This window comes from Dolichospermum sp. FACHB-1250, from assembly GCF_014696335.1.
Classification (GTDB): Bacteria; Cyanobacteriota; Cyanobacteriia; order Cyanobacteriales; family Nostocaceae; genus Dolichospermum; species Dolichospermum planctonicum.
This window is the reverse complement of sequence record NZ_JACJPZ010000033.1, coordinates 23,772-43,566: the sequence shown is the minus strand read 5'-3', so window position 1 is coordinate 43,566 and position 19,795 is coordinate 23,772. Positions and strand designations below refer to the sequence as shown.

General features: G+C 39.2%; 17 protein-coding genes and 1 tRNA gene. 11 read left to right on the top strand and 7 right to left on the bottom strand.

Annotated features, from left to right (window positions below; translation table 11 throughout):
• The first annotated feature begins 160 nt into the window (after nucleotides 1-160).
• From H6F39_RS13140 to H6F39_RS13130, 3 genes are all read left to right on the top strand, one after another.
• A complete protein-coding gene (locus H6F39_RS13140; protein WP_137908655.1) occupies nucleotides 161-1,099 on the top strand; it encodes a serine hydrolase in 939 nt (312 codons plus the stop codon).
• A 145-nt stretch (nucleotides 1,100-1,244) separates the two neighbouring features.
• A complete protein-coding gene (locus tag H6F39_RS13135; protein ID WP_190372408.1) occupies nucleotides 1,245-3,110 on the top strand; it encodes a tetratricopeptide repeat protein in 1,866 nt (621 codons plus the stop codon).
• A 127-nt stretch (nucleotides 3,111-3,237) separates the two neighbouring features.
• Nucleotides 3,238-4,236, top strand: a complete 999-nt coding sequence (locus H6F39_RS13130) for a tRNA-dihydrouridine synthase family protein (RefSeq protein ID WP_137908653.1) — start codon at nucleotides 3,238-3,240, stop codon at nucleotides 4,234-4,236.
• A gap of 274 nt (nucleotides 4,237-4,510) precedes the next feature.
• Here H6F39_RS13130 and H6F39_RS13125 read toward each other — a convergent pair whose 3' ends face one another.
• The 3 genes from H6F39_RS13125 to ccsB all read right to left on the bottom strand — a co-directional run bounded on the left by H6F39_RS13125 (nucleotide 4,511) and on the right by ccsB (nucleotide 9,458).
• Nucleotides 4,511-7,192, bottom strand: coding sequence for a DEAD/DEAH box helicase (locus tag H6F39_RS13125; RefSeq protein ID WP_190372409.1), 2,682 nt, complete (start codon nucleotides 7,190-7,192; stop codon nucleotides 4,511-4,513).
• Between the two features lie 369 nt (nucleotides 7,193-7,561).
• Entirely contained in the window at nucleotides 7,562-8,251 is a 690-nt protein-coding gene (locus H6F39_RS13120) for a sterol desaturase family protein (protein WP_370539391.1), read from the bottom strand.
• Nucleotides 8,252-8,414: 163 nt separating this feature from the next.
• On the bottom strand, nucleotides 8,415-9,458 hold the full coding sequence (gene ccsB, locus H6F39_RS13115; RefSeq protein ID WP_190396830.1) for a c-type cytochrome biogenesis protein CcsB: 1,044 nt from the start codon (nucleotides 9,456-9,458) through the stop codon (nucleotides 8,415-8,417).
• A gap of 368 nt (nucleotides 9,459-9,826) precedes the next feature.
• Between ccsB and H6F39_RS13110 the strand changes: the two genes are divergently transcribed.
• Entirely contained in the window at nucleotides 9,827-10,183 is a 357-nt protein-coding gene (locus H6F39_RS13110) for a hypothetical protein (protein WP_190396829.1), read from the top strand.
• Nucleotides 10,184-10,433: 250 nt separating this feature from the next.
• Entirely contained in the window at nucleotides 10,434-10,685 is a 252-nt protein-coding gene (locus tag H6F39_RS13105) for a prevent-host-death protein (protein WP_228036518.1), read from the top strand.
• 139 nt (nucleotides 10,686-10,824) lie between these two features.
• Here H6F39_RS13105 and H6F39_RS13100 read toward each other — a convergent pair whose 3' ends face one another.
• A complete protein-coding gene (locus H6F39_RS13100) occupies nucleotides 10,825-11,439 on the bottom strand; it encodes a chorismate lyase (RefSeq protein ID WP_137908647.1) in 615 nt (204 codons plus the stop codon).
• A 307-nt stretch (nucleotides 11,440-11,746) separates the two neighbouring features.
• Nucleotides 11,747-11,829 (bottom strand) — tRNA-Leu (locus H6F39_RS13095).
• Between the two features lie 278 nt (nucleotides 11,830-12,107).
• Here H6F39_RS13095 and accC point away from each other — a divergent pair.
• Nucleotides 12,108-13,454 carry an acetyl-CoA carboxylase biotin carboxylase subunit gene (gene accC, locus H6F39_RS13090; RefSeq protein WP_190396828.1) on the top strand — a complete coding sequence of 449 codons (1,347 nt, stop codon included), beginning with the start codon at nucleotides 12,108-12,110 and terminating at the stop codon, nucleotides 13,452-13,454.
• A 455-nt stretch (nucleotides 13,455-13,909) separates the two neighbouring features.
• On the opposite strand, the gene H6F39_RS13085 is transcribed toward accC, so the two are convergent.
• Complete coding sequence (locus H6F39_RS13085) at nucleotides 13,910-14,197, bottom strand: YggT family protein (RefSeq protein WP_137908645.1); 288 nt, start codon at nucleotides 14,195-14,197, stop codon at nucleotides 13,910-13,912.
• A gap of 262 nt (nucleotides 14,198-14,459) precedes the next feature.
• Between H6F39_RS13085 and psbX the strand changes: the two genes are divergently transcribed.
• From psbX to H6F39_RS13065, 4 genes are all read left to right on the top strand, one after another.
• Nucleotides 14,460-14,579, top strand: coding sequence for a photosystem II reaction center X protein (gene psbX, locus H6F39_RS13080; RefSeq protein WP_028083398.1), 120 nt, complete (start codon nucleotides 14,460-14,462; stop codon nucleotides 14,577-14,579).
• Nucleotides 14,580-14,849: 270 nt separating this feature from the next.
• The gene (locus tag H6F39_RS13075; protein WP_137908644.1) at nucleotides 14,850-15,776 is read left to right on the top strand and encodes a Ycf66 family protein; all 927 of its coding nucleotides are present in this window, start codon (nucleotides 14,850-14,852) and stop codon (nucleotides 15,774-15,776) included.
• 60 nt (nucleotides 15,777-15,836) lie between these two features.
• A complete protein-coding gene (locus tag H6F39_RS13070; protein ID WP_137908643.1) occupies nucleotides 15,837-16,397 on the top strand; it encodes a TolB family protein in 561 nt (186 codons plus the stop codon).
• A 102-nt stretch (nucleotides 16,398-16,499) separates the two neighbouring features.
• On the top strand, nucleotides 16,500-17,024 hold the full coding sequence (locus tag H6F39_RS13065; RefSeq protein WP_190396827.1) for a PD40 domain-containing protein: 525 nt from the start codon (nucleotides 16,500-16,502) through the stop codon (nucleotides 17,022-17,024).
• A 65-nt stretch (nucleotides 17,025-17,089) separates the two neighbouring features.
• Here the strand turns inward: H6F39_RS13065 and H6F39_RS13060 are convergent, their stop codons facing one another.
• Nucleotides 17,090-18,097 carry a succinate dehydrogenase/fumarate reductase iron-sulfur subunit gene (locus H6F39_RS13060; RefSeq protein WP_137908641.1) on the bottom strand — a complete coding sequence of 336 codons (1,008 nt, stop codon included), beginning with the start codon at nucleotides 18,095-18,097 and terminating at the stop codon, nucleotides 17,090-17,092.
• Nucleotides 18,098-19,342: 1,245 nt separating this feature from the next.
• On the opposite strand from H6F39_RS13060, the gene H6F39_RS13055 reads away from it, so the two are divergent.
• Entirely contained in the window at nucleotides 19,343-19,774 is a 432-nt protein-coding gene (locus H6F39_RS13055; protein WP_137908640.1) for an AbrB family transcriptional regulator, read from the top strand.
• Nucleotides 19,775-19,795: the final 21 nt, after the last annotated feature.

Here is a 19,795-nt window from a genome sequence, read left to right as displayed (position 1 = left end):
TTAACTTTAAAACTTATTTAGGACTTATTTAGGGAAAATAAAAGTAAGATAAAAAAAAGATAAAAAAAAGAGATATTTCTCAATAACTAATTACCAATGATCAATGACTAATAACTAATGATAAGATTACACTAGTAAAATATCAGGAAATTATTCACAAATGGTTTTTTTTAATCAAGACAAACAACTAGAAAATCTCGGTAATCAAATATTAGAAGCAACTTGGGCAAAATTTTCGACTTTAGCACCTAACCAAATTGCGCTGACTTGGGTTGTATATGATCCTCCTGCACCAGTTAATACAGGTGGTGCGCTGACTCCCAATGCTTTCTGGGAACACCCAGTCCGGGGATTTAGCTATCGTGGAGGAGAACGTATTTATCCTGCTAGTGTGGTAAAATTATTCTACCTGGTAGCGGTGCAAGAATGGCTAGAAAAAGGCATGAGTCAAACAACGGACGAACTAAACCGAGCTTTGACGGATATGATAGTAGATTCTAGTAATGATGCTACTAGCTTAATTGTTGATATTCTCAGTGGTACTACTTCCGGTCCTGTGTTAACCCCTGGTCCTTTTGAAACCTGGAAATATCAGCGTCAGATTGTTAACCGCTATTATCAGTCCTTGGGGTGGGAGGAAATAAACGCAATTAATGTCTGTCAAAAAACCTGGGGTGATGGTCCCTATGGACGGGAAAGGGCGTTTTATGGGGAAATGTTTGAAAACCGCAATATGCTAACAACAGATGCCACTGCGAGATTATTACATAGTATCGTGGGTGGGGTGGCAGTGTCTAGTGGGCGATCGCAAGGGATGATGAAGTTACTTAAACGCGGTCTTAATGCTGATGAATTACCCCAAAATGTGGAAGAAGACCAAGTTACAGGCTTTTTAGGCGGTGGATTACCGGAAAATAGTCAAATCTGGTCAAAACCAGGTTGGACAAGCACGGTGCGTCATGATGCGGCTTATATTGAATTACCAAATCAACGTCCTTATCTGTTAGTGGTATTTACGGAAGGGAAGGAACAAGGAAAAAGTCGGGAAATCTTGCCTTTTGTTTCTGGGAAAATTGCGGAAGCAGTTAGCAAACTATAACCAGGAATTAACCGCAGATAAACACAGATAAACACAGATAAATTTTTCCATTGGTGGATTAGGAAATGCTATAATGATTCCTGAATGATTTTTAGTTGCTTCTAATTCCCAATACTTAAAGCTGCTACAGCTACAATTAGCTAAAGTGTCAAATTCTCTACCATTACGTGATCAATATCTGACTTTAATTGATGACATTATCCAAACCACTCTCAAGGGTAAGATTAGCTCTGTAGAGCAGGTTTATCAAATGTTACTCAAGGGTATTACTTCTGGAACTGGGGAAGTATTTGAGTTAGTTTTGAGCGATCGCCTCAATATTATACAATCTCAAGTAGACTCGGAAACGGATGAACTGAAAAAAGCCAAGGCTACCCGGAGTTTACGCGCCGCTAAAACGATTCAAACTCAATGGCAACGGTGGCAAGAACAAAATAAAGCCACTGAAGCGATATCCTTATCTATGCGGGAAATTACCACAGCCACCGCAGATGAGAGATTAACAGCTTTATTACGAGCCATTGATCCTAATCAAAAGTATCCATTAAATTTATCCCAACTGCAACAGTTAGCCAAGTCTTTACAACAGTTTGCAACTGCTAATGAAGATTTTGGGCAAATTGCTGAAGGTATTACCCATGGTATAGCCTCTTGGCAAAGAATACAAGCAAATTTACTGAATTGGATGTATGAACAACAGAATACTTTAGGATTTGGGGGTTTACCCGGAGAAAATAGTCCTTGGGCAAGTTGGGCTAAAGTAGTCAATAGCGAAATTCCCCAAGTATTTTTTCAGACTTTAGCAGTAGAACAATCAGCGCTAGAATTTGCCCAAAAACAGCAGGGAATTAGTTTAAGTAATTGGGTAGAATTAACAATAGTTTTACAGTTTTTACAAAGGGGTTTAATTACTTGGTTTGATTCCTACGGAGCGCTTCGCTATCAACAAGCCTATGATATTAAAGCCGGACCAAAATTATCTATTTCCACATTTTTAACCTTTGCAGTAATTTGGAGTCAATTAGCAAATGGTTTTGAAAATCAAGCAGTAAAATATAGTAATGCTGCTTCTCAAATCATGCTACAAATTTTGCGAAATTTCGCCCAATGCCCTTATTTTCCTTTATATGGAGGGATTTTTGCCTCATTTTCTGGTAGTTATTTACGTGATGCTTTAGATTATTTAGATGCCCCCTTGCGTTCAACAGCAGGTACTCAAGAAAAAGCCCGGATTTTGACCTTATTGGGTTATTCCCAGCGCGGTTTAGGCAGATATGATCGTTCTCTCAATTTTCATCAACAAGCTTTAGAAATAGCTAGAAATGCGGGTGATAAAACCTGCGAAATTGCTAATCTTAATCACCTCAGTCGCACTTATGTGCAACAACAAAATTATAGCGCAGCCATTAATTATAGTCAACGGGCATTAATTTATAGCAGACAAACAGGAGACAAAACCGGGGAAGCTAACGCTTTAGTCAACTTAGGTTATAGCGAAGTTATGCAAGCCAAAGAAACAGAAATTAGTGAGCCAGAAGTTTATGAAACTGCAATTAACTATTTAGAACAGGGGTTAAAATTAGCAGAAAAATTAGGTGATTTACAAAGTCAAGCTTTATGTTTTAGTAGTTTAGGTATTGCTTATTTAATTACTGCACAATACCCAACAGCAATTAAATATTTAGAAAATGCCTTCAAAACTGCTCAAATTGCCGGTGATTTGTATTTACAAGGCAGAAATTTAGCATATTTAGCCGAGGCTAATTATCATCTTGCTAATTATGAAAAAGCAGTTTACAATGGTAGTTTAGGAATGTATCTTTTAGAGCAAATTGCATCTCAAGAATGGCAAAAACCAGCTAGTTTACTAAATATTATTAAAGGACAAATTGGTATAGACGAATTCCAATTACTACTACAACAAAATCGCCAAAAAATGATCGCCATTATTGGTATTGACGGCTATGATTATATTCCCCCATTGCTGGTAAAATATCAAGAAGAGATGTAATTGAAACTTGTATCTAAATGATATTTAAAAATCAAATAGTCACCTTATATACCTAGAAAAGTGGAAATAATTTACTCATAAACAATTCCTTACTCCAGTTATGCCTGATTAAAAGCTACTTATTTCTATGTCCCTACTTCAAAAAGGAATACCACTCACTGCTCTTGCGCCAATGCAAGACGTGACAAATCTCTGGTTTATGAAAGTTATCGCCCATTATGGTAGTCCTGATTACTTTTTTACTGAGTATTTTCGCGTAAATGAAACCTCACGGCTCAACCCTAAAATTTTGGCAGCAATCACGGAAAATGATACAGGTCGCCCAGTTTTTGCACAAATGATAGGGGAAAGTGTTCCCGATTTAGCAAGAACAGCAAAGGAACTCTGTAAATATAATACTGCGGGAATAGACTTGAATATGGGCTGTCCAGCACCGAGGATCTATCGTAAAAATGTAGGAGGTGGATTACTACGAGAACCAGAAAAAATAGAGCGGATTTTAGCAGAACTGCGGTGTGTTGTGAATGACCGCCCCTTAACCGTTAAAATGCGCCTAGGCTTTGAAAATACGGATAACTTTTATAAAATACTCGATATAATTGCCCGTCAAAACATTGATTTATTAAGTTTACATGGTCGCACAGTCAAAGATATGTACCACGGGGTAGTAAAATATGATTTAATTGCTGAAGCCGTCAAACGGGTTGATTGTCCAGTGCTGGCTAATGGTAACATTAACTCAGCCACAACTGCTATGGAGGTGCTTTCTCAAACTGGTGCAGCGGGTGTCATGGTGGGACGTTGGGCTATCGGGAATCCTTGGCTGTTTGATCAAATTCGTCAGGCTTTAGCAGGATACCCTATTATACCTGTATCTTTAGTAAAAGTACGTAATTATATTGACCGCTTGTGGCAAACCCCCACAGCGTCAACTATGCCAGAACGAGCGCGGGTTGGCTACCTGAAAATGTTTCTTAACTACATTGCTTTAAGTGTTGATACTGATGGTTATTTCCTCCGCATGATGCGACAAGCACAAACGGAGGTAGAATTATTTACTATCTGCGATCGCTTTCTCCTGGCTGAAACTAAAACTTTGGCTTTAGTACCATCATTAAGCGGGTAATTTTAATCACTATTTAGATGAGGAGGGATTTTCTAATTGTGGTATAAATTATGTTTCGCGCCAAGCCGCAAAGTCGCAAAGTCGCAAAGTCGCAAAGTCGCAAAGTTGGAGATCTTGAATTTTCTTGATTAAAGGCAACTATTTAGAGATTATGCTTATTTAATTAAGATTAAATCTACTCTTACTCTATATTCTGTATTCTTGAACAGCCCGGACAGGCATCTTGCCTGTCCCACAATGGTTTAATTATGGTTTAATTTAAGTATGGTCTGATTTACTCCATTGCTTCATTCACAGGGAATCTATCAATTAACTGCATAGCTCTTTGAGCATTACGCCGCAATACATCTGGTAAATTAGGCACATGAGGAATCTGGGATAATAAATCCAGGGTTCGGCGCAAAATTCGCACTACGTCCCCTTCGTCTAAAGTGGTTTTCTCACATAATACCTTCCACTCTACCCCTAGCGCCCACTGTTCCACTAGAGAAATCAAGCTAATAAAGCGAGTTTCCAAGCCTACTGGTAAAGCCACACCATGACGATACTGTACTTTTAACACAGAACGGCGAATAGGTTGTAATGCTAACCAGGCTGTATCCGCTTCCGTGGATAAACTAAAGTCAACTTTAGTATCTGGACGGGGGCTTTCAGTCACTAAAGCCGCTACTACTGCTGCTAGGTTATGGGGACCAATATTATCTAATTCCCCACTGGCCAAGACTAAACCTAACCATAACTCATTTTCGCCACGAATGGCTGCCGCAATCTCTCCTAATTTTGTCGGTATTAAATTATCTAAACATTCAAATGACTGCAAAATTTCAATTAAACAAAGAAATTCCTCCCAGTATCTTTGGGATTGTAATGATACTTGTTCTTCTAAATGTTCGATTTCTGCTTCTAATTCGACACAACGCGCTCTATTTTTAAATATTTTGGCAATATTTCCTGATTTATAGATGGGGTGATTTTCTAACTGTTCTTGAATAGCGGTTAAGCGGATAAGTTGTTCTCTTACTTCTGTTGGTAGATGATTAAATTCTTCAGGGTTAGGGATGCTTTGAGCAAGAGCAATTGTGCTTTCATCACCACGTATAGAGTGTCCTCTTTTTAAGCTCAATTCTGAGGGTGGGATAATATCATCTGGTACTTCTACTCGTGGCATTTCTGCATACATATCTAATATATCTGCCGAAGTTGCTACATACCAACGATTATTTTGTCCCAAGCAGACAAAGTAAGAGATTTCACCAGCACTCACAGCCTTATCAATTAATACTACTGTTATCGGTAAAGGTGACATGGCACTTCTGTCTTGAAGACTCAACATAGTCCCAGATATGGCAAAATCTAGCATCATTGCCAATTGGGCTTTTCTGTCCTCCTGTGCTTGTTCTTGCAAGGTTTTGAAAATTTGCCGTTCTACTTTCAATCTTTGACGCAATTTTTCATACACCATTAATTCATTTTCATCAATAGCTGCCAGTTGTCGTTGAATTTGCCCTAATTCGGCTTTAAATTGCGCTAATTCTTCAAAATCTGGTTGTAGATGCAAATTAGACATATATTGTCCAAAACTGCGTTCTATCAGTTCTCTGGCTTTTTCTATGGTATGAGTTTGCAAGAGATTCAATACCATGCCGTAGCTGGGTGTAAACTGACTTACAAGGGGATCAGCTTTAGCTGTGGCTAAATAAGATGCTTCCTTAGCTCCTTCAAAGGGCGTTTGCAATGTCACTACATAACCTTGTAGATCCATGCCTCGACGACCAGCGCGGCCTGCCATTTGCAAAAATTCTGAAGCATTGAGTAAGCGATGTCCGTTATCAGTGCGTTTAGATAAGGTAGAAATTACTGTAGTTCGTGCAGGCATATTAATTCCCGCTGCCAAGGTTTCCGTAGCGAACACTACTTTAATTAATCCCTGTTGAAAGAGTTCTTCAACTAATCCCTTCCAAGCTGGTAAAATACCCGCATGATGAGCGGCAATTCCTCGGTATAATGGGGCAACTTGTCCAGTCCTGGCTGCGTCAGGGTTTTTACGTAAAAATTCATCAATTTGTTTACGTAGAATTTGAGACTCATCATTATTCACTAACCATAAATCACCAACTTCCTCCACCGCTTTATCACAGCCTCGACGACTGAAAATAAAGTAAATTGCCGGTAGCATATCCCGTTCTTGTAGTTGGCTGAGGGTATAAATAATACTCGGTGGCTCTGGTCTTCCAGCTTTGCCTTTTTCCCAATATCCCTTTTTAGCCCGTTTTACCAAGCGGGGGTTAATTTTGCTATTAGTTTCATTTAATAACGGAAATAAGCCCTTGGGATTACAAAAGTTAAATTCTAGGGGAACAGGGCGAAAATCGGAGTAAATTAAGTCTGTCGGACCATGAACGTGATTTAACCAACTGGTGAGTTGATCACTGTTGGCAACGGTAGCAGAAAGCGCTACAAGTTGGATAGAGCGGGGACAGTAAATAATGGATTCTTCCCATACTGTACCCCGTTGGCGATCGTTCATGTAGTGGCACTCATCTAGGACTACAGCCTCAACATCTGTCAAGGAGATGCCAATTTGACCTATGGGCGTGCCATAGAGCATATTACGGAAAATCTCCGTAGTCATAACCAAAATTGGCGCATCTCGATGAATGGAAGCGTCTCCCGTCAGGAGTCCAACTTGATCAAAGCCAAACTTTTCGCGGAAGTCCCGCAGTTTTTGATTAGATAAGGCTTTGAGGGGAGTGGTGTAAAATACCCGTTTCCCGCGAGATAAGGCACGATAGATAGCATATTCCCCAATTAAGGTCTTTCCTGAGCCTGTGGGCGCACAGACCACTACTGAACGGTCAGCATTTAGGGAAGAAATCGCTTCCTTCTGGAATTGATCTAATTCAAAGGGGAAAATTGACCCAAGGTCAATGTCATTAACAGGGGGAGAATAATTCACTCAATCATAATTTACAAGCAGACTATCTACTATCATAACGTGATTAGTGGTTGGCTACGTTGGTAAGAAAAGCTGAGTTGTGGAAGCATTGCTTAAAGGTTGTTTTAAAAGTATATGGCCATGTCACGCTACTAGCGATTATACGGTAATTTTCTCGTAAATAAACCACATTTTTTATCTCACACAAAAGCACACCGGGCGCGGATTTGTAGTTAGCTCAGTCAGGTGTAAGCGCCTGTGCTTTGCTAGAAATGTTTGATTATACAGCAAGTAGCTTTGAGTGAGGTACACTTTGTGCGGGCAAGACTTGTACTGAGATTGGTCGAAGTATGCCCGCACCACAAGAGTTTTATTATTAATATCTGTACTTCATAAGATCGGGAACTGCTGTTTTTTAGTAACTATCATCACATCAGTATTCATCAATTTATCCCAAAAGCGAAAGTAAAGACCATAATTACAATTAAACTTATGATGATGGAGTGTATGGTGGGTTGGTGTAATCCAATTTTTACCCCAAAAACCACTCATCCAAGAACGGGGATAAACTTCATAACCAGTATGATTGACAACAGCAAATATGGTCATTAAGGTTAATAATAAAAGTACCATACTAATGTGAATGGGAATGATAAAAACCAGAATAGGAATAATAATTGCTTGAATAACACTCTCAAAGGGATCAAAAGAAAAAGATGTCCAGGGTGTAGGATTAATAGATTCGTGATGTATTTGATGATAACGACGATATATACTGGGAATGTGTAACCAGCGGTGGGTCCAGTAAAAATAAGTATCGTGAAGAAATAAATAAATAAACAAACTCAAAGGTAAATATAATAAACTATATTCCAGCGGATTAAAATAAACTTTCGTATATCCTGAGACAATCAGAGTCATCATTAAAGCACCAGGTACAGCAAAAATCAGACAAGATAAAAGTGACCATTTGATTTCGCTGTTGATTTTACTTTTACGTCCGTCCAAGTCATGAAGACGACGACCCTCCCAAGACTTTGGACGACGCACCCAAAGTAACCAATAGAGAAATGAGGACACAACTAGGTATCGTGTGGAAAGTACAAAAAACATAAACAAAATTGAGATGGCAAATTGTGTCAAGTTAGGGAGCATAGGGGTAGGATATAAAATGATGGCTAAGAGATAATATAATATACATCCCCCTCAACCCAAGAGTTAAGGGGGTTATGGGGTAAGATGATTACAAAAACCAACCGTAGGAGTGTAAACCCTTACCCAAAAGATTTACACCCAGGTAACAAATCCAAACCACGATAAAACCAGCAGCGGCTAAAATTGCGGGTTTTTTACCTTGCCAACCGCGAGTGATTCTAGAATGCAGATAGGCCGCGAAAACTAACCAGGTAATTAGCGCCCAAGTTTCTTTGGGGTCCCAACTCCAGTAAGAACCCCAGGCTTCGTTAGCCCAAACTCCACCAGCGATAATACCGATAGTTAAGAGGGGAAATCCTAAGCCAATAATGCGGTAACTAATGTTATCCAGGGTTTCGGCTAAATTCAGGCGTTGAGGTGAAAGATTTTCAGTAGTTTTAGTAGAAGTAGTTGTCACTAAATTTAAAACTGCTGTGCCATTTCCGTTGTTATTACTTTCCATGGGTGAAAAGCCATTAGTTTCCGCAGTGTTTGTAGATGTAATTAACTCTAACTCATCTGCTTTGATTAATTTATAACCATTACTGCGATAACCGCCATTACCAACAGAACTACCTTGTAATTGGATATTTTTGCCGCCAGTGACAATTAAAAAAGCGATCGCTAACAATGCCCCTACCATTAAAGCAGAGTAGCTTAACATCATAACACTAACGTGCATCATCAGCCAATTGGATTTCAAAGCTGGGACTAAAGGCTCTGAAACCTGCATATTTGCTGGTAGAGTCAGAGTAGCAAAAGCTGTAATTCCCATAGCTACTGGTGCAGTGACAACACCAACCAAGCGACTACGACTACTATTTTCAGCAATGAGATGTACAGCGGTAATTCCCCAAGTCAGGAAAAATAGAGACTCATAGAGATTACTGAGGGGAAAATAGCCAGCTTCTATCCATCTAGCTCCCAACAAAGTAGCCATACACAAATTAGCAATGGCCATTCCGGCTGTCCCCAAAGCCGCTGTCAGCGATAAACTCGGAAAAGCCGCTCCCACCCAGTACACTAACATAGTACAGAATAAGACAGCAAAAGAGGCGTTATCTAGCCAGTTCTGGAGTACAACCAGATTCATAAACAATTCTCTCCAGTGGATACTTGAAAAATTAATTGCGCTTACCTTGATCCTATCTGGTTTTGGGGATTAGTTATTGGCAAGATTAACCGTTGATTAACCTGGATAATTCATCTGACCGCTCCCAACCCAAATATTTAGATAAAAACCCAGGTGTGTAGGGGTTTAGCAGTGCTAAACCCTGACTAAAGAATCACACGATTAAGCAATTTTAAATACAACTTGGTTCATAACCTGACTAAACTTGTTTACATTTAGATATAATTTAGGAGAGCAAAAGTATTGAGTTTTATTAAATTAATAAATTAATATTGCACAAATTACCTAAAGTTATGAAATAAAGGTTATTTAGTCAATGGTGGATAGGGTTGACGCAAACCGTCACCCTTGCCTCCCTGACAGCATTCACAACCATTGCGACTACCAACCAACCCAGCCACGCTAAGGGTCAGACCTTTTACTGTGGTAAGAGTAAAGGTATACCTATTACTTTTGTCCGTACTCAAGATGGTAGAATTGATTTTGATCAGATCAATAGCTCTAGTGTGACTGTAAAGGGAATAAATTCCGGTGGTATTCTATCTCAAAGTTTCTCTGAACCACCAAAGACGACACAACAAAAAGCTGATGATCTCTTAGTTCAGGCTGCGGATAAGTATGAAATAGGAGATTTGCGAAATTATATCAACAACAAGGTGAAAATGAAGATTACCAAAATGCTTTGAATAGAATTAGGGAATTACAACAATAGTATTTTTGTCAGAATCAGGATATATGGTTACTGAGCGAAGTCGAAGTACAGGATTTAAGGATTAACAGGATGTTTAATTGTAATTGAATGATGAGATTTTGATAATTTTCTATTATTCTCACAGTTACTTTCTTCTTTGCGTCTTTGCTCTTTTGCCACTTTGCCACTTTGCGCGAAACATACAGCACTTGCCGGTGTTATGAGGTACATATCTAGCGGGGAAGATGCCCGCACCACAAGAGTTTCATGATTCAACACAAATTCAAGAATTACTAAAATTTCCTTCACTGCAAGAAACTGAACATTTTTTAGAACAATCTCAAATTTCTCTAGATTATCGTCAAGAAAATTTGGTACAAGATCAACAAATAAAAACTTTAGCTGATGCTTTTAACGAACTTCAGCAAATCTGTATTGAAGAAGATTATTCTTTAGAAATTCCTTCTCGTCAAGACCGTCCTAATTTCTTTTTTTAATATCCGCAATGACTTTTTTATGTGATAGGAACATTATTAGCGAATTAGTGCGACCCCAGCCTAATCCTGGTGTTTTAATATGGGTGAAAAATTTATCTTCCCTAAAGATTAGTGTAATTACTCTGGAAGAAATACATTATTAACTTTCAAAATTCATCGGACCTAAGTATTTGGTTAAAAAAGGCGAAAAAACTTCATAAATCAAAGTTAGCGGTTGTCCATGATGCCAAAATAAATAATGACGACCCCAAAAAGGTCCTTTTTCCTGAAAACCTGTCTCTAATGCTTCTGAGTTACCAAAATAAATACCTTGTACATCTCTATATAATTCAGTCCGTAACCGCGCTAAACTTGCCCAAATTGGTAGAGACTTGTTTTGTAAATATTCATCTACATGACTAGCTTCCCACCAAGAAGCAGCATAGTATAAACGTTGACCGGAAGCGGTTCGCACCCATACCTGTCTTCTAATTCTTGGACCTGGTAGCATTTGCATCATAGCTGGTGCCTGGTCTGTACTCATACCAATGGGTGACATATCAATCACATCTACCTCCGTTGGCTCACCGGTCAGCAGTTGTACGTGTCGAGTCGGAGAACCATCGCCTAAAAGCAGTAATTGCCACGCTGGAGCTAACTGGGTGTGAGGTAAACCTCGTTTAACAACCTCCTCCCCACCGGTCCAAATGGGAGTTAGAGAATACCAAGGGTTAGGGAGGATTAAGTTATGTATGGGATTACAAGTAGTAGTCAATTTTCTTTACAAAAGTTCATTTATCTACATAATATAGCAATTTTCATTTTTCTGTGCGCCGCTGCGCGAGATAAAAAATGTGGTTTAAGCTGTTATGCAGCTAAATTGTAGAATCCTAATATGGCCATAATATGGCTAAATATTGTGGTGCGGGCATCCTGCTTGCTATAATTATACAAATAAAGTAAATTGAATTCAGTACAGCCTAGCTAGGGAAAAATCGCTGTAATAGTTGAAAAACCGCCCCTAGGATTATGTTTACAACATTAGGAGCGGGTAACTTATATGTAAAAAATGTATGTAAGAATGCGGATGGCGAGACTCGAACTCGCAAGGGCTATGCCCACACGCACCTCAAGCGTGCGCGTATACCAATTCCGCCACATCCGCAGGATTTCAACACAGATTAGACTATAACATAAAAAATGCTCAAATACAATATTTTCCCAAAATTTGGCAAATATTTTTTGAATGGGTGTGAGACTGACAGAAATATGGTGACAGCAAAGGTGATATTAAAAGGTTTAGTCAGGAGGCCACATCATCCAATAGTCTGCTAAGAATTATGTTTGGGGATCTCTCGTCACGATTTATAGTAATGCAATAGCCTTATGTTAACAGGATGGGAGAAAATGTGAATCTACTCGTACTGATATCCTAACTAGAAAATGAAATTTGACAAAATATTAATTGCCAATCGAGGAGAAATCGCCCTTCGCATTCTCCGGGCTTGTGAAGAAATGGGAATTGCTACAGTTGCGGTTCATTCCACTGTTGACACAAACGCTCTCCACGTCCAACTTGCAGACGAAGCGGTTTGTATTGGTGAACCGGCCAGCAGTAAAAGTTATTTGAATATTCCCAATATTATTGCGGCTGCATTAACGCGTAACACCAGTGCTATTCATCCCGGATATGGTTTTTTATCGGAAAATGCCAAATTTGCAGAAATTTGTGCGGATCATCATATTGCTTTTATTGGTCCTAGTCCCGAAGCGATTCGACTAATGGGGGATAAGTCTACCGCTAAAGAAACTATGCAAAAAGCTGGTGTACTTACAGTTCCCGGTAGTGAAGGGTTAGTGGAGTCAGAAGCGGAAGGACTAGCGATCGCCAAAAAAATTGGTTATCCTGTAATGATTAAAGCCACTGCTGGTGGTGGTGGTAGAGGAATGCGGCTTGTCCGCTCTGAGGATGAATTTGTTAGACTATTCTTAGCTGCTCAAGGAGAAGCAGGAGCAGCCTTTGGTAATTCAGGCGTTTATATAGAAAAATTTATTGAACGTCCTCGTCACATTGAATTTCAGATATTAGCGGATAACTATGGTAATGTGATCCATTTAGGAGAAAGGGATTGTTCAATTCAGCGTCGCAACCAAAAACTCCTAGAAGAAGCCCCCAGTCCGGCTCTTGACCCCGACTTACGGCAAAAAATGGGAAAGGCCGCCGTCAAAGCCGCCCAATTTATCCATTACACTGGTGCTGGAACTATCGAGTTTCTCCTTGATAAATTCGGTAAATTCTATTTCATGGAAATGAACACCCGGATACAAGTTGAGCATCCAGTCACTGAGATGATTACTGGTATAGACTTAGTAGTAGAACAAATTCGCATTGCTCAGGGGGAAAGACTCAAACTGACACAAAAAGACGTAGTTTTAAGGGGACATTCTATAGAATGTCGTATTAACGCTGAAGATCCAGATCGTGATTTTCGCCCAGCCCCTGGTAAAATTAGTGGTTATCTTCCCCCCGGAGGACCTGGTGTACGTATAGATTCTCATGTATACACAGATTATCAAATTCCGCCTTATTATGACTCTTTAATTGGTAAATTAATTGTCTGGGGACCAGATAGAGCCACCGCTATTACCCGCATGAGACGAGCATTGCGAGAATGTGCCATTACTGGAGTTCCTACAACTATTCCCTTTCACCAAAAAATCATGGAAAACTCCCAATTTTTACAAGGTAATATTTACACCAGCTTTGTTCAGGACATGAAAATGCAGTAATTAACTCAAGTTGCTAGTTATCTAGTTGAGACTGGTAATAGGTAATGGGTAATTGGTAATTGGTAATTGGTGATAAAATCCCTGTTTTCATCCTGTTTATCCTTTAACCTTGGACATTCTGATTCTGACACTGTGTCTAACTAGCAACTTACGTTAATTATTGACATACCCGTCCTAGAAAGACGGGGCTTGTATCCGATTTTTTTCAGTCAGTGGTCAGTGGTCAGTTGCAAAAGAATATTTCTCTCCCCTGTCACCTATCACCTATTACCTATCACCTGTCCCCTGTCCCCTGTCACCTATCACCTATCACCTATCACCTGTCACCTATCACCTGTCACCTATCACCTATCACCTGTCACCTATCACCTATTACCTATCACCTGTCCCCTGTCCCCTGTCCCCGTGGCGTAGCACCTATCACCTGTCACCTATCACCTATCACCTGTCCCCTATTACTTATATAACATGATCAGTAACCCTTGCTGACCTAGTAGAATTTCCCTGATAAAACTAAAAATACCCACCCAAATAATCGGGGTAATATCTACACCACCAATAGGTTGGATCAACTTCCGCAACGGGATTAAAAATGGTTCAGTAGGCCAAGCGATTAGACTAAAAGGCAGACGATTGAGATGGACTTGGGGATACCATGTGAGAATAATGCGGAAAATAAACAAAAACGTCATTACTCCCAAAAATGGACTGAGAACCCAAGCAGTCAAGTTAACACCGGTCATGTTGTTTAGCTACTATCTGTGATAAAATCCAAAACTTGGGCGCAAGCTGAAAAACTTTAAGCTTTGTAACGGATTCTTGCTTTAATTTTAACCATAAGGTGACATTTTCTTGTCAGAATCCAAAAACAAAGTTATTGACTTGAGTTTGAAACTGATCATCAATCAAGTAAATACTAAGTTAGATAAATAATCTTGATCTGCTTTTCAAGAAAGTGATCCAAGATTAAAATAAGAATAAACTGTGTAAAAAAGGTCGAAAACTATGACACCCTCTTTAGCAAATTTTCTTTGGAGTCTGGTTTGGGGTACTGCAATTGTCGTTATCCCTGCTACTGTTGGTTTAATTTTCATTAGCCAAAAAGATAAAATCCAACGTTTTTAATCCCTGGGGACTGGAGACTGGAGAAAAATTATCTCCTTTCTCCTCCTGATTCTCCCCATTTCCCCCAGACTCCTGAATTATTCTATAGTATTGTGACTAGTTAAAGTAGTGATGGGCTATTGAGCATTTAACTTAGGATAACAGTAGAAAGTCTAACTCTTGTGAAGTGATTATGCTTGTGTACTCATCCACACAAGTATCTAAAATTAACTAGATTTTAGCTGACTAACTGTAACTCGTTAACATAGATTTAATATTAGGAAAATAGTCATGATTAATTTTGGGCTAAACTCAGCCAGTGTTTTGGCTCAGGTAAATTTTGGAGCGAACTCAGCCAGTATTCTAGGAATTTTCTTGGCTGTAGCTGGAGCAGCACTATACTTCCTGCGTTCTGTTCGTCCTGAACTGTCAAGAGATCAAGATATCTTTTTTGCGGCAGTTGGTTTATTATGTGGTTTTATTCTCGTCTTCCAAGGATGGCGACTTGACCCGATTTTACAATTCGGTCAACTGCTTTTGGTCGGTTCTACGGTATTTTTTGCGGTCGAAAGTATTCGTCTACGTAGTATAGCTACACAACAAGCAAAACGTAATACTCCCATTGTAGATGATGAGCGAGAAGTCAGTAGAAAATACTCTTACTCAGAGCGACGAAATTATCAAGCGGAAATGGATGCTGATTTAGAACCCCTACCTTATGAAGAAGAAGAGGCTCCTCCACGTCCGAGAATTCGCGGTAGTCGAGATGAACGTTCTAGCCGTGATGACTATTATGATGAAGCACCATCACGCAGTTCACAAAGCCCACGGAATAGGGAAAAACCAGATTCAGGCGAAAGAAAGCGTCGTCCTAATTCCGGGCGTTCTGTTAGCCCTTCCAGCCCAGGCTATGAAGATGAAAATTGGGGTTCTGCTCCCAAAACAGTTGATGATTGGGGAAGTTCCAACTCTCAAGATGAGTTAAGAAAACCACCACGTCGCAATAATAGCAGTAATAATCGTCCCCAAAGTCCAGACAGCCGTGAAGATGATGTTACCCCCACTCCTAGACCAAGAAAACGTCGTCCACCTAGAGATTCCGTTCCCCCAAGAAGACAGGATGATGATGAGGCTATCCCAACTGAATATGTACCATACAATCCCATTAAGAAGCCAAATAATGAGCCGGATAATTCCGATTTCAATGACGATATTTAAAATTAAAATTAAAATCTTGGTATTGGCCATATTTGGGGTGGACAACGGAAAAACAGGAATGTGAAAACATTTACACCTAGTTTCTGGCTCCAAAAATCAATTTATTGGAGCCTAATTTTGGGAACTACAAATTTACTAGTATCTTGTAATGCTGCTGATATCCCTATGGGAGTTACCTCCCTCAATAGCCGCTATACTGAGGAACAACCTGCTATCAGTGGAAATGGACGTTTTTTGGCTTTGATCTCCAATCGTTCTCGTTATCAGCAGTTGTTGGTATATGATTTGGAAAATCAAACTTTTATTCCCACACCAGGGTTAAATCGAGGATCAGTAATTGCAGAAAGTCCTAGTCTCAGTTATACGGGTCGCTATATTTGTTATCTGACCAGTGACCAGGGTAGACCTGTAGTTGCACTTTATGATCGTGCTTCCCAACAGTCACAAATTCTCACTCCTACTTTTCGTGGTTGGGTGAGAAATCCTAGTATTAGTCCTGACGGCCGTTATGTTGTCTTTGAATCTTCTACTCGTGGACAATGGGATATTGAGGTTCTTGATAGGGGTCCGACTATTGAGTTAGATATTCCTAATGGTACAACTGTTTCAATTAAAAATTAAAACTAAAACTAAAATTAAAACTAAAATTAAAATTAAAACTAAAATTAAAATTAAAATTAAAACTAAAATTTTTTAAAATTTTTTCTGTTGCTTTATGCTTCAATGAATTACAAAATATCAATTATTTTATTTTTCTGCTCAAGTCTATTAACTGGGTGTTTTGGCTATCCACGGTTACTCAGTTACCCCTTTGATTCTGGGGGAAGAAGTCTTAATAGTTTTGCATCGGAATTAAACCCGCAGATATCTGGCCGATATATTATATTTACCAGCGATCGCAGAGGAAGTCAAGATGTGTATATGTTTGATACGTTAACTCGTAATTTAGTAGACTTACCTGGATTAAATTCCTTTGATACAATTGCTTCCCATCCTGCGGCTTCTGAAAATGGTAAATTTATTGTCTTTGCTGCGAGTCGTCAAGGAAGAACACAAATTGTATTTTATGATCAAGATGTGCGTCAATTACGGAATTTAGCAGGTGATCTACAAGGAGAAGTCCGCAATCCCACAATTAGCGCTGATGGTAGTAGAATTGCCTTTGAGTATAGTAATAATGGACAGTGGGATATTTTAGTTTATGACCGATTTGGGCGAAAATTGAATATTCGTCAAGATCCAAGTTAGGGAAAAGTCAAGAAAGAAGAAAATAAATTCTTCCCCATGACTAAATTACTAATCATTGAATATAATTAACCCTGATTTTGTCCAGAATTTTGTACAGACTCAATCAGAGAACGCACTTGTTGAGTTCCTTGGGAAGGTTCAAAAGAAAGGGGAAATTTACCCCTGACAAGCATTCGTAACCCCAAAGGTGCAATACTAAGTAATCCCTGAAGATCCCGAAAATAATTACCAACTACTTGGAGTCCAAATTGACGTTCATCAATCCAACCACCCTGTTTTACTAAGTCTACTAAAACTTGACGGTGACGAATTGAACGACTATCATTTTTCTGTTTACGCTCCAGAATTTCCTGTTTAATTTTGGTGATTTGCTCCAAGGGAGCAACTTCCATGGGACAAACCGAATCACAGTAAAGACAACGAGTACAACCCCACACTCCTTGAATTCCCGCGCTATAGTTTTCTAATCGTTGTTCTGTATTGCTATCACGGGAATCTGCCACCATGCGGTATGCTTTAGCCAGAGCATGAGGACCGACAAAATCAGAATTGACTTCAACAGCATTACATTCAGAATAACAAGCTCCACACATAATACAATTGCCCGTTTGATCCAGGAGCGATCTTTCTTGTGGTGTTTGTAAAAACTCCCTTTCAGGAACTTGTCTACCGGCCGTACTTACATAAGGAGCAACGGTCTCTAAATTATGCCAAAAATTGCTCATATCCACAACTAAATCTTTAATTACAGGCATATTCCCCAAAGGTGCTACTGTAATTTCTGGAGTAGTTTGAGACTGATTGTGAGATGATGAGATTTTTTCCAGTCTGGCCAGTTCACCCCTTACATTTTCCTTACAAGCCAAAGCAGAACGGCCATTAATCCTCACAGCACAACTACCACAAATTGTATTGCGACAATTTTTGCGAAATGCTAGAGTCCCATCTTGTTCCCACTTAATTTGATTCAGACAATCCAGGATAGTATTACCTGGTTCTACCTGCAAAAGGTAGGATTTGAAAACAGGGTGAGAATTTTCTTGTTGTCGAGCAATCTTAAAAATAACTTCCATAATGATCAGTCCAAATCTTGGGTTCAAATTTTCTCTCTTCTCTGATATATCTCAAAAACCATCAGCACAGGTAAGGACGAAGTATGCAGCATGAAGTATAAAAATCGTTTTCTTTGATGCTGAAGTTAACCATAGGCTTTACTGCTTCACCATTGATCCTTTACACTTAATAGGAATTTCGTCAAGCCCTAGTTATCAAAATTCTACATCTTTAAATATATAGAAGTGTTACAACCAGTGAAAATATTTGCTAGTGGCTATCAAATCCCCCATAGATGTGGTAAATTTATTATTCCCCTAGACAGACGTAGATAATCTTATGAGAGCTGGGAATTTAACGGTGATCAACAGCGAGGATTTTCTCCCCCGCTTTTTGTCTTTGACCACTGATAGCTGCTGTGGCCAATCCTTAGAAATTCCCTGGCATTAACTCACTCTCTCAAGCCCAGCCAATCTGAATCAGATTAACTTTTATAAAAGTCCTGAGATTATCCTCTTGACAGCATCAACCACAGCGAAAATCTCTACTGCTTTTTACCCGCTCAACTTCAGGGATTTAGATCAAAATTTAGTGGCAATATAAATTTAAAATTCCCAAAATATTTTGCTATTATTATTTCATGCTACTATTTAATAGGAAATTACGAACTCACAAAATCAGGAACAATAACCGCATAAGCACGGCTAAAACTTCTGTGGTTTTCTCGCAATCTAGAGACTAGAAAAATCATGTCTCTACTGGTAGAATCAAAGGGTGTATGTTCGTTAGACCACATACAAATACTATGCTGTCTTCAGCTAAAAACGAGAATTAGGTGTAAGCCCATAACTCCAAAGCGGTAAAAGTCAGCATTAAATGTGAAAAACCTGTAATTTATTGGCTCTACAACTTTTTTGGAGTAGAACTAACCTGATTTGTAAAGGTGGCTGGAAGTTACACCGCACTCAGCAGCCCAAAGAGAAAATAATTTAATTTCTGATGGCCAATCATGGTTAAAATCGCGGTAAAATTACTGGAATTAATGTCTGTGGCAGCCATGAATTAAACTGCTATTATAGTTATCTATAATAGACTATTTTAGTGCTTCCATATCAGCAGAAATTCATCCATCACCCTTCTATCTATCTGCTTCTGAAATCTGGTCTTTAGCTAAAAAGCTCAATACTAAATTCAGAGAAAATTTTTCCATGGCTAAGGCCAGACTACCCTATCAGTTTGAAGAGATTAAGGACAATTAGAGCATAATGACTGAAACTGCAACTGCCCCATTAACTGGAAAAACACTACTAGCGAAAGTTAAAGAACTTTCAACTTTACCGCGTCGGGAAAGAGCAAAACAGTGTGGTTACTACACCGTTACTAAAAATAGCCAAGTTCGCGTTAATCTCACAGATTTTTATGATGCTTTACTGTCAGCTAGAGGCATTCCCCTTAGCCCAGAAGCACCTAAAGATGGCCGTGGACGTGAACCGACATACCGGGTGAGTGTACACCAAAATGGTCAAATCGTGATTGGCGCAACCTACACTAAAGCTATGGGTTTAAAGCCCGGTGATGAATTTGAAATTAGACTAGGTTACAAACACATTCACTTGATTCAGTTAAGCGAAAGTGAGAAACAATTAGTCCAGTCTGATGATGATGCTGATGCTGATGAATCAGACGCAGAAGAATAATTCTTTCACTGATTAAATATC

Excerpts from the sequence above, each read along its gene's own strand:
- H6F39_RS13140 (WP_137908655.1), top strand. The coding sequence starts at position 161 with ATGGTTTTTTTTAATCAAGACAAACAACTAGAAAATCTCGGTAATCAA.
- H6F39_RS13130 (WP_137908653.1), top strand. The coding sequence starts at position 3,238 with ATGTCCCTACTTCAAAAAGGAATACCACTCACTGCTCTTGCGCCAATG.
- ccsB (WP_190396830.1), bottom strand. The coding sequence starts at position 9,458 with ATGAATCTGGTTGTACTCCAGAACTGGCTAGATAACGCCTCTTTTGCT.
- H6F39_RS13105 (WP_228036518.1), top strand. The coding sequence starts at position 10,434 with ATGCCCGCACCACAAGAGTTTCATGATTCAACACAAATTCAAGAATTA.
- accC (WP_190396828.1), top strand. The coding sequence starts at position 12,108 with ATGAAATTTGACAAAATATTAATTGCCAATCGAGGAGAAATCGCCCTT.
- H6F39_RS13085 (WP_137908645.1), bottom strand. The coding sequence starts at position 14,197 with ATGACCGGTGTTAACTTGACTGCTTGGGTTCTCAGTCCATTTTTGGGA.
- psbX (WP_028083398.1), top strand. The coding sequence starts at position 14,460 with ATGACACCCTCTTTAGCAAATTTTCTTTGGAGTCTGGTTTGGGGTACT.
- H6F39_RS13075 (WP_137908644.1), top strand. The coding sequence starts at position 14,850 with ATGATTAATTTTGGGCTAAACTCAGCCAGTGTTTTGGCTCAGGTAAAT.
- H6F39_RS13065 (WP_190396827.1), top strand. The coding sequence starts at position 16,500 with ATGAATTACAAAATATCAATTATTTTATTTTTCTGCTCAAGTCTATTA.
- H6F39_RS13060 (WP_137908641.1), bottom strand. The coding sequence starts at position 18,097 with ATGGAAGTTATTTTTAAGATTGCTCGACAACAAGAAAATTCTCACCCT.
- H6F39_RS13055 (WP_137908640.1), top strand. The coding sequence starts at position 19,343 with ATGACTGAAACTGCAACTGCCCCATTAACTGGAAAAACACTACTAGCG.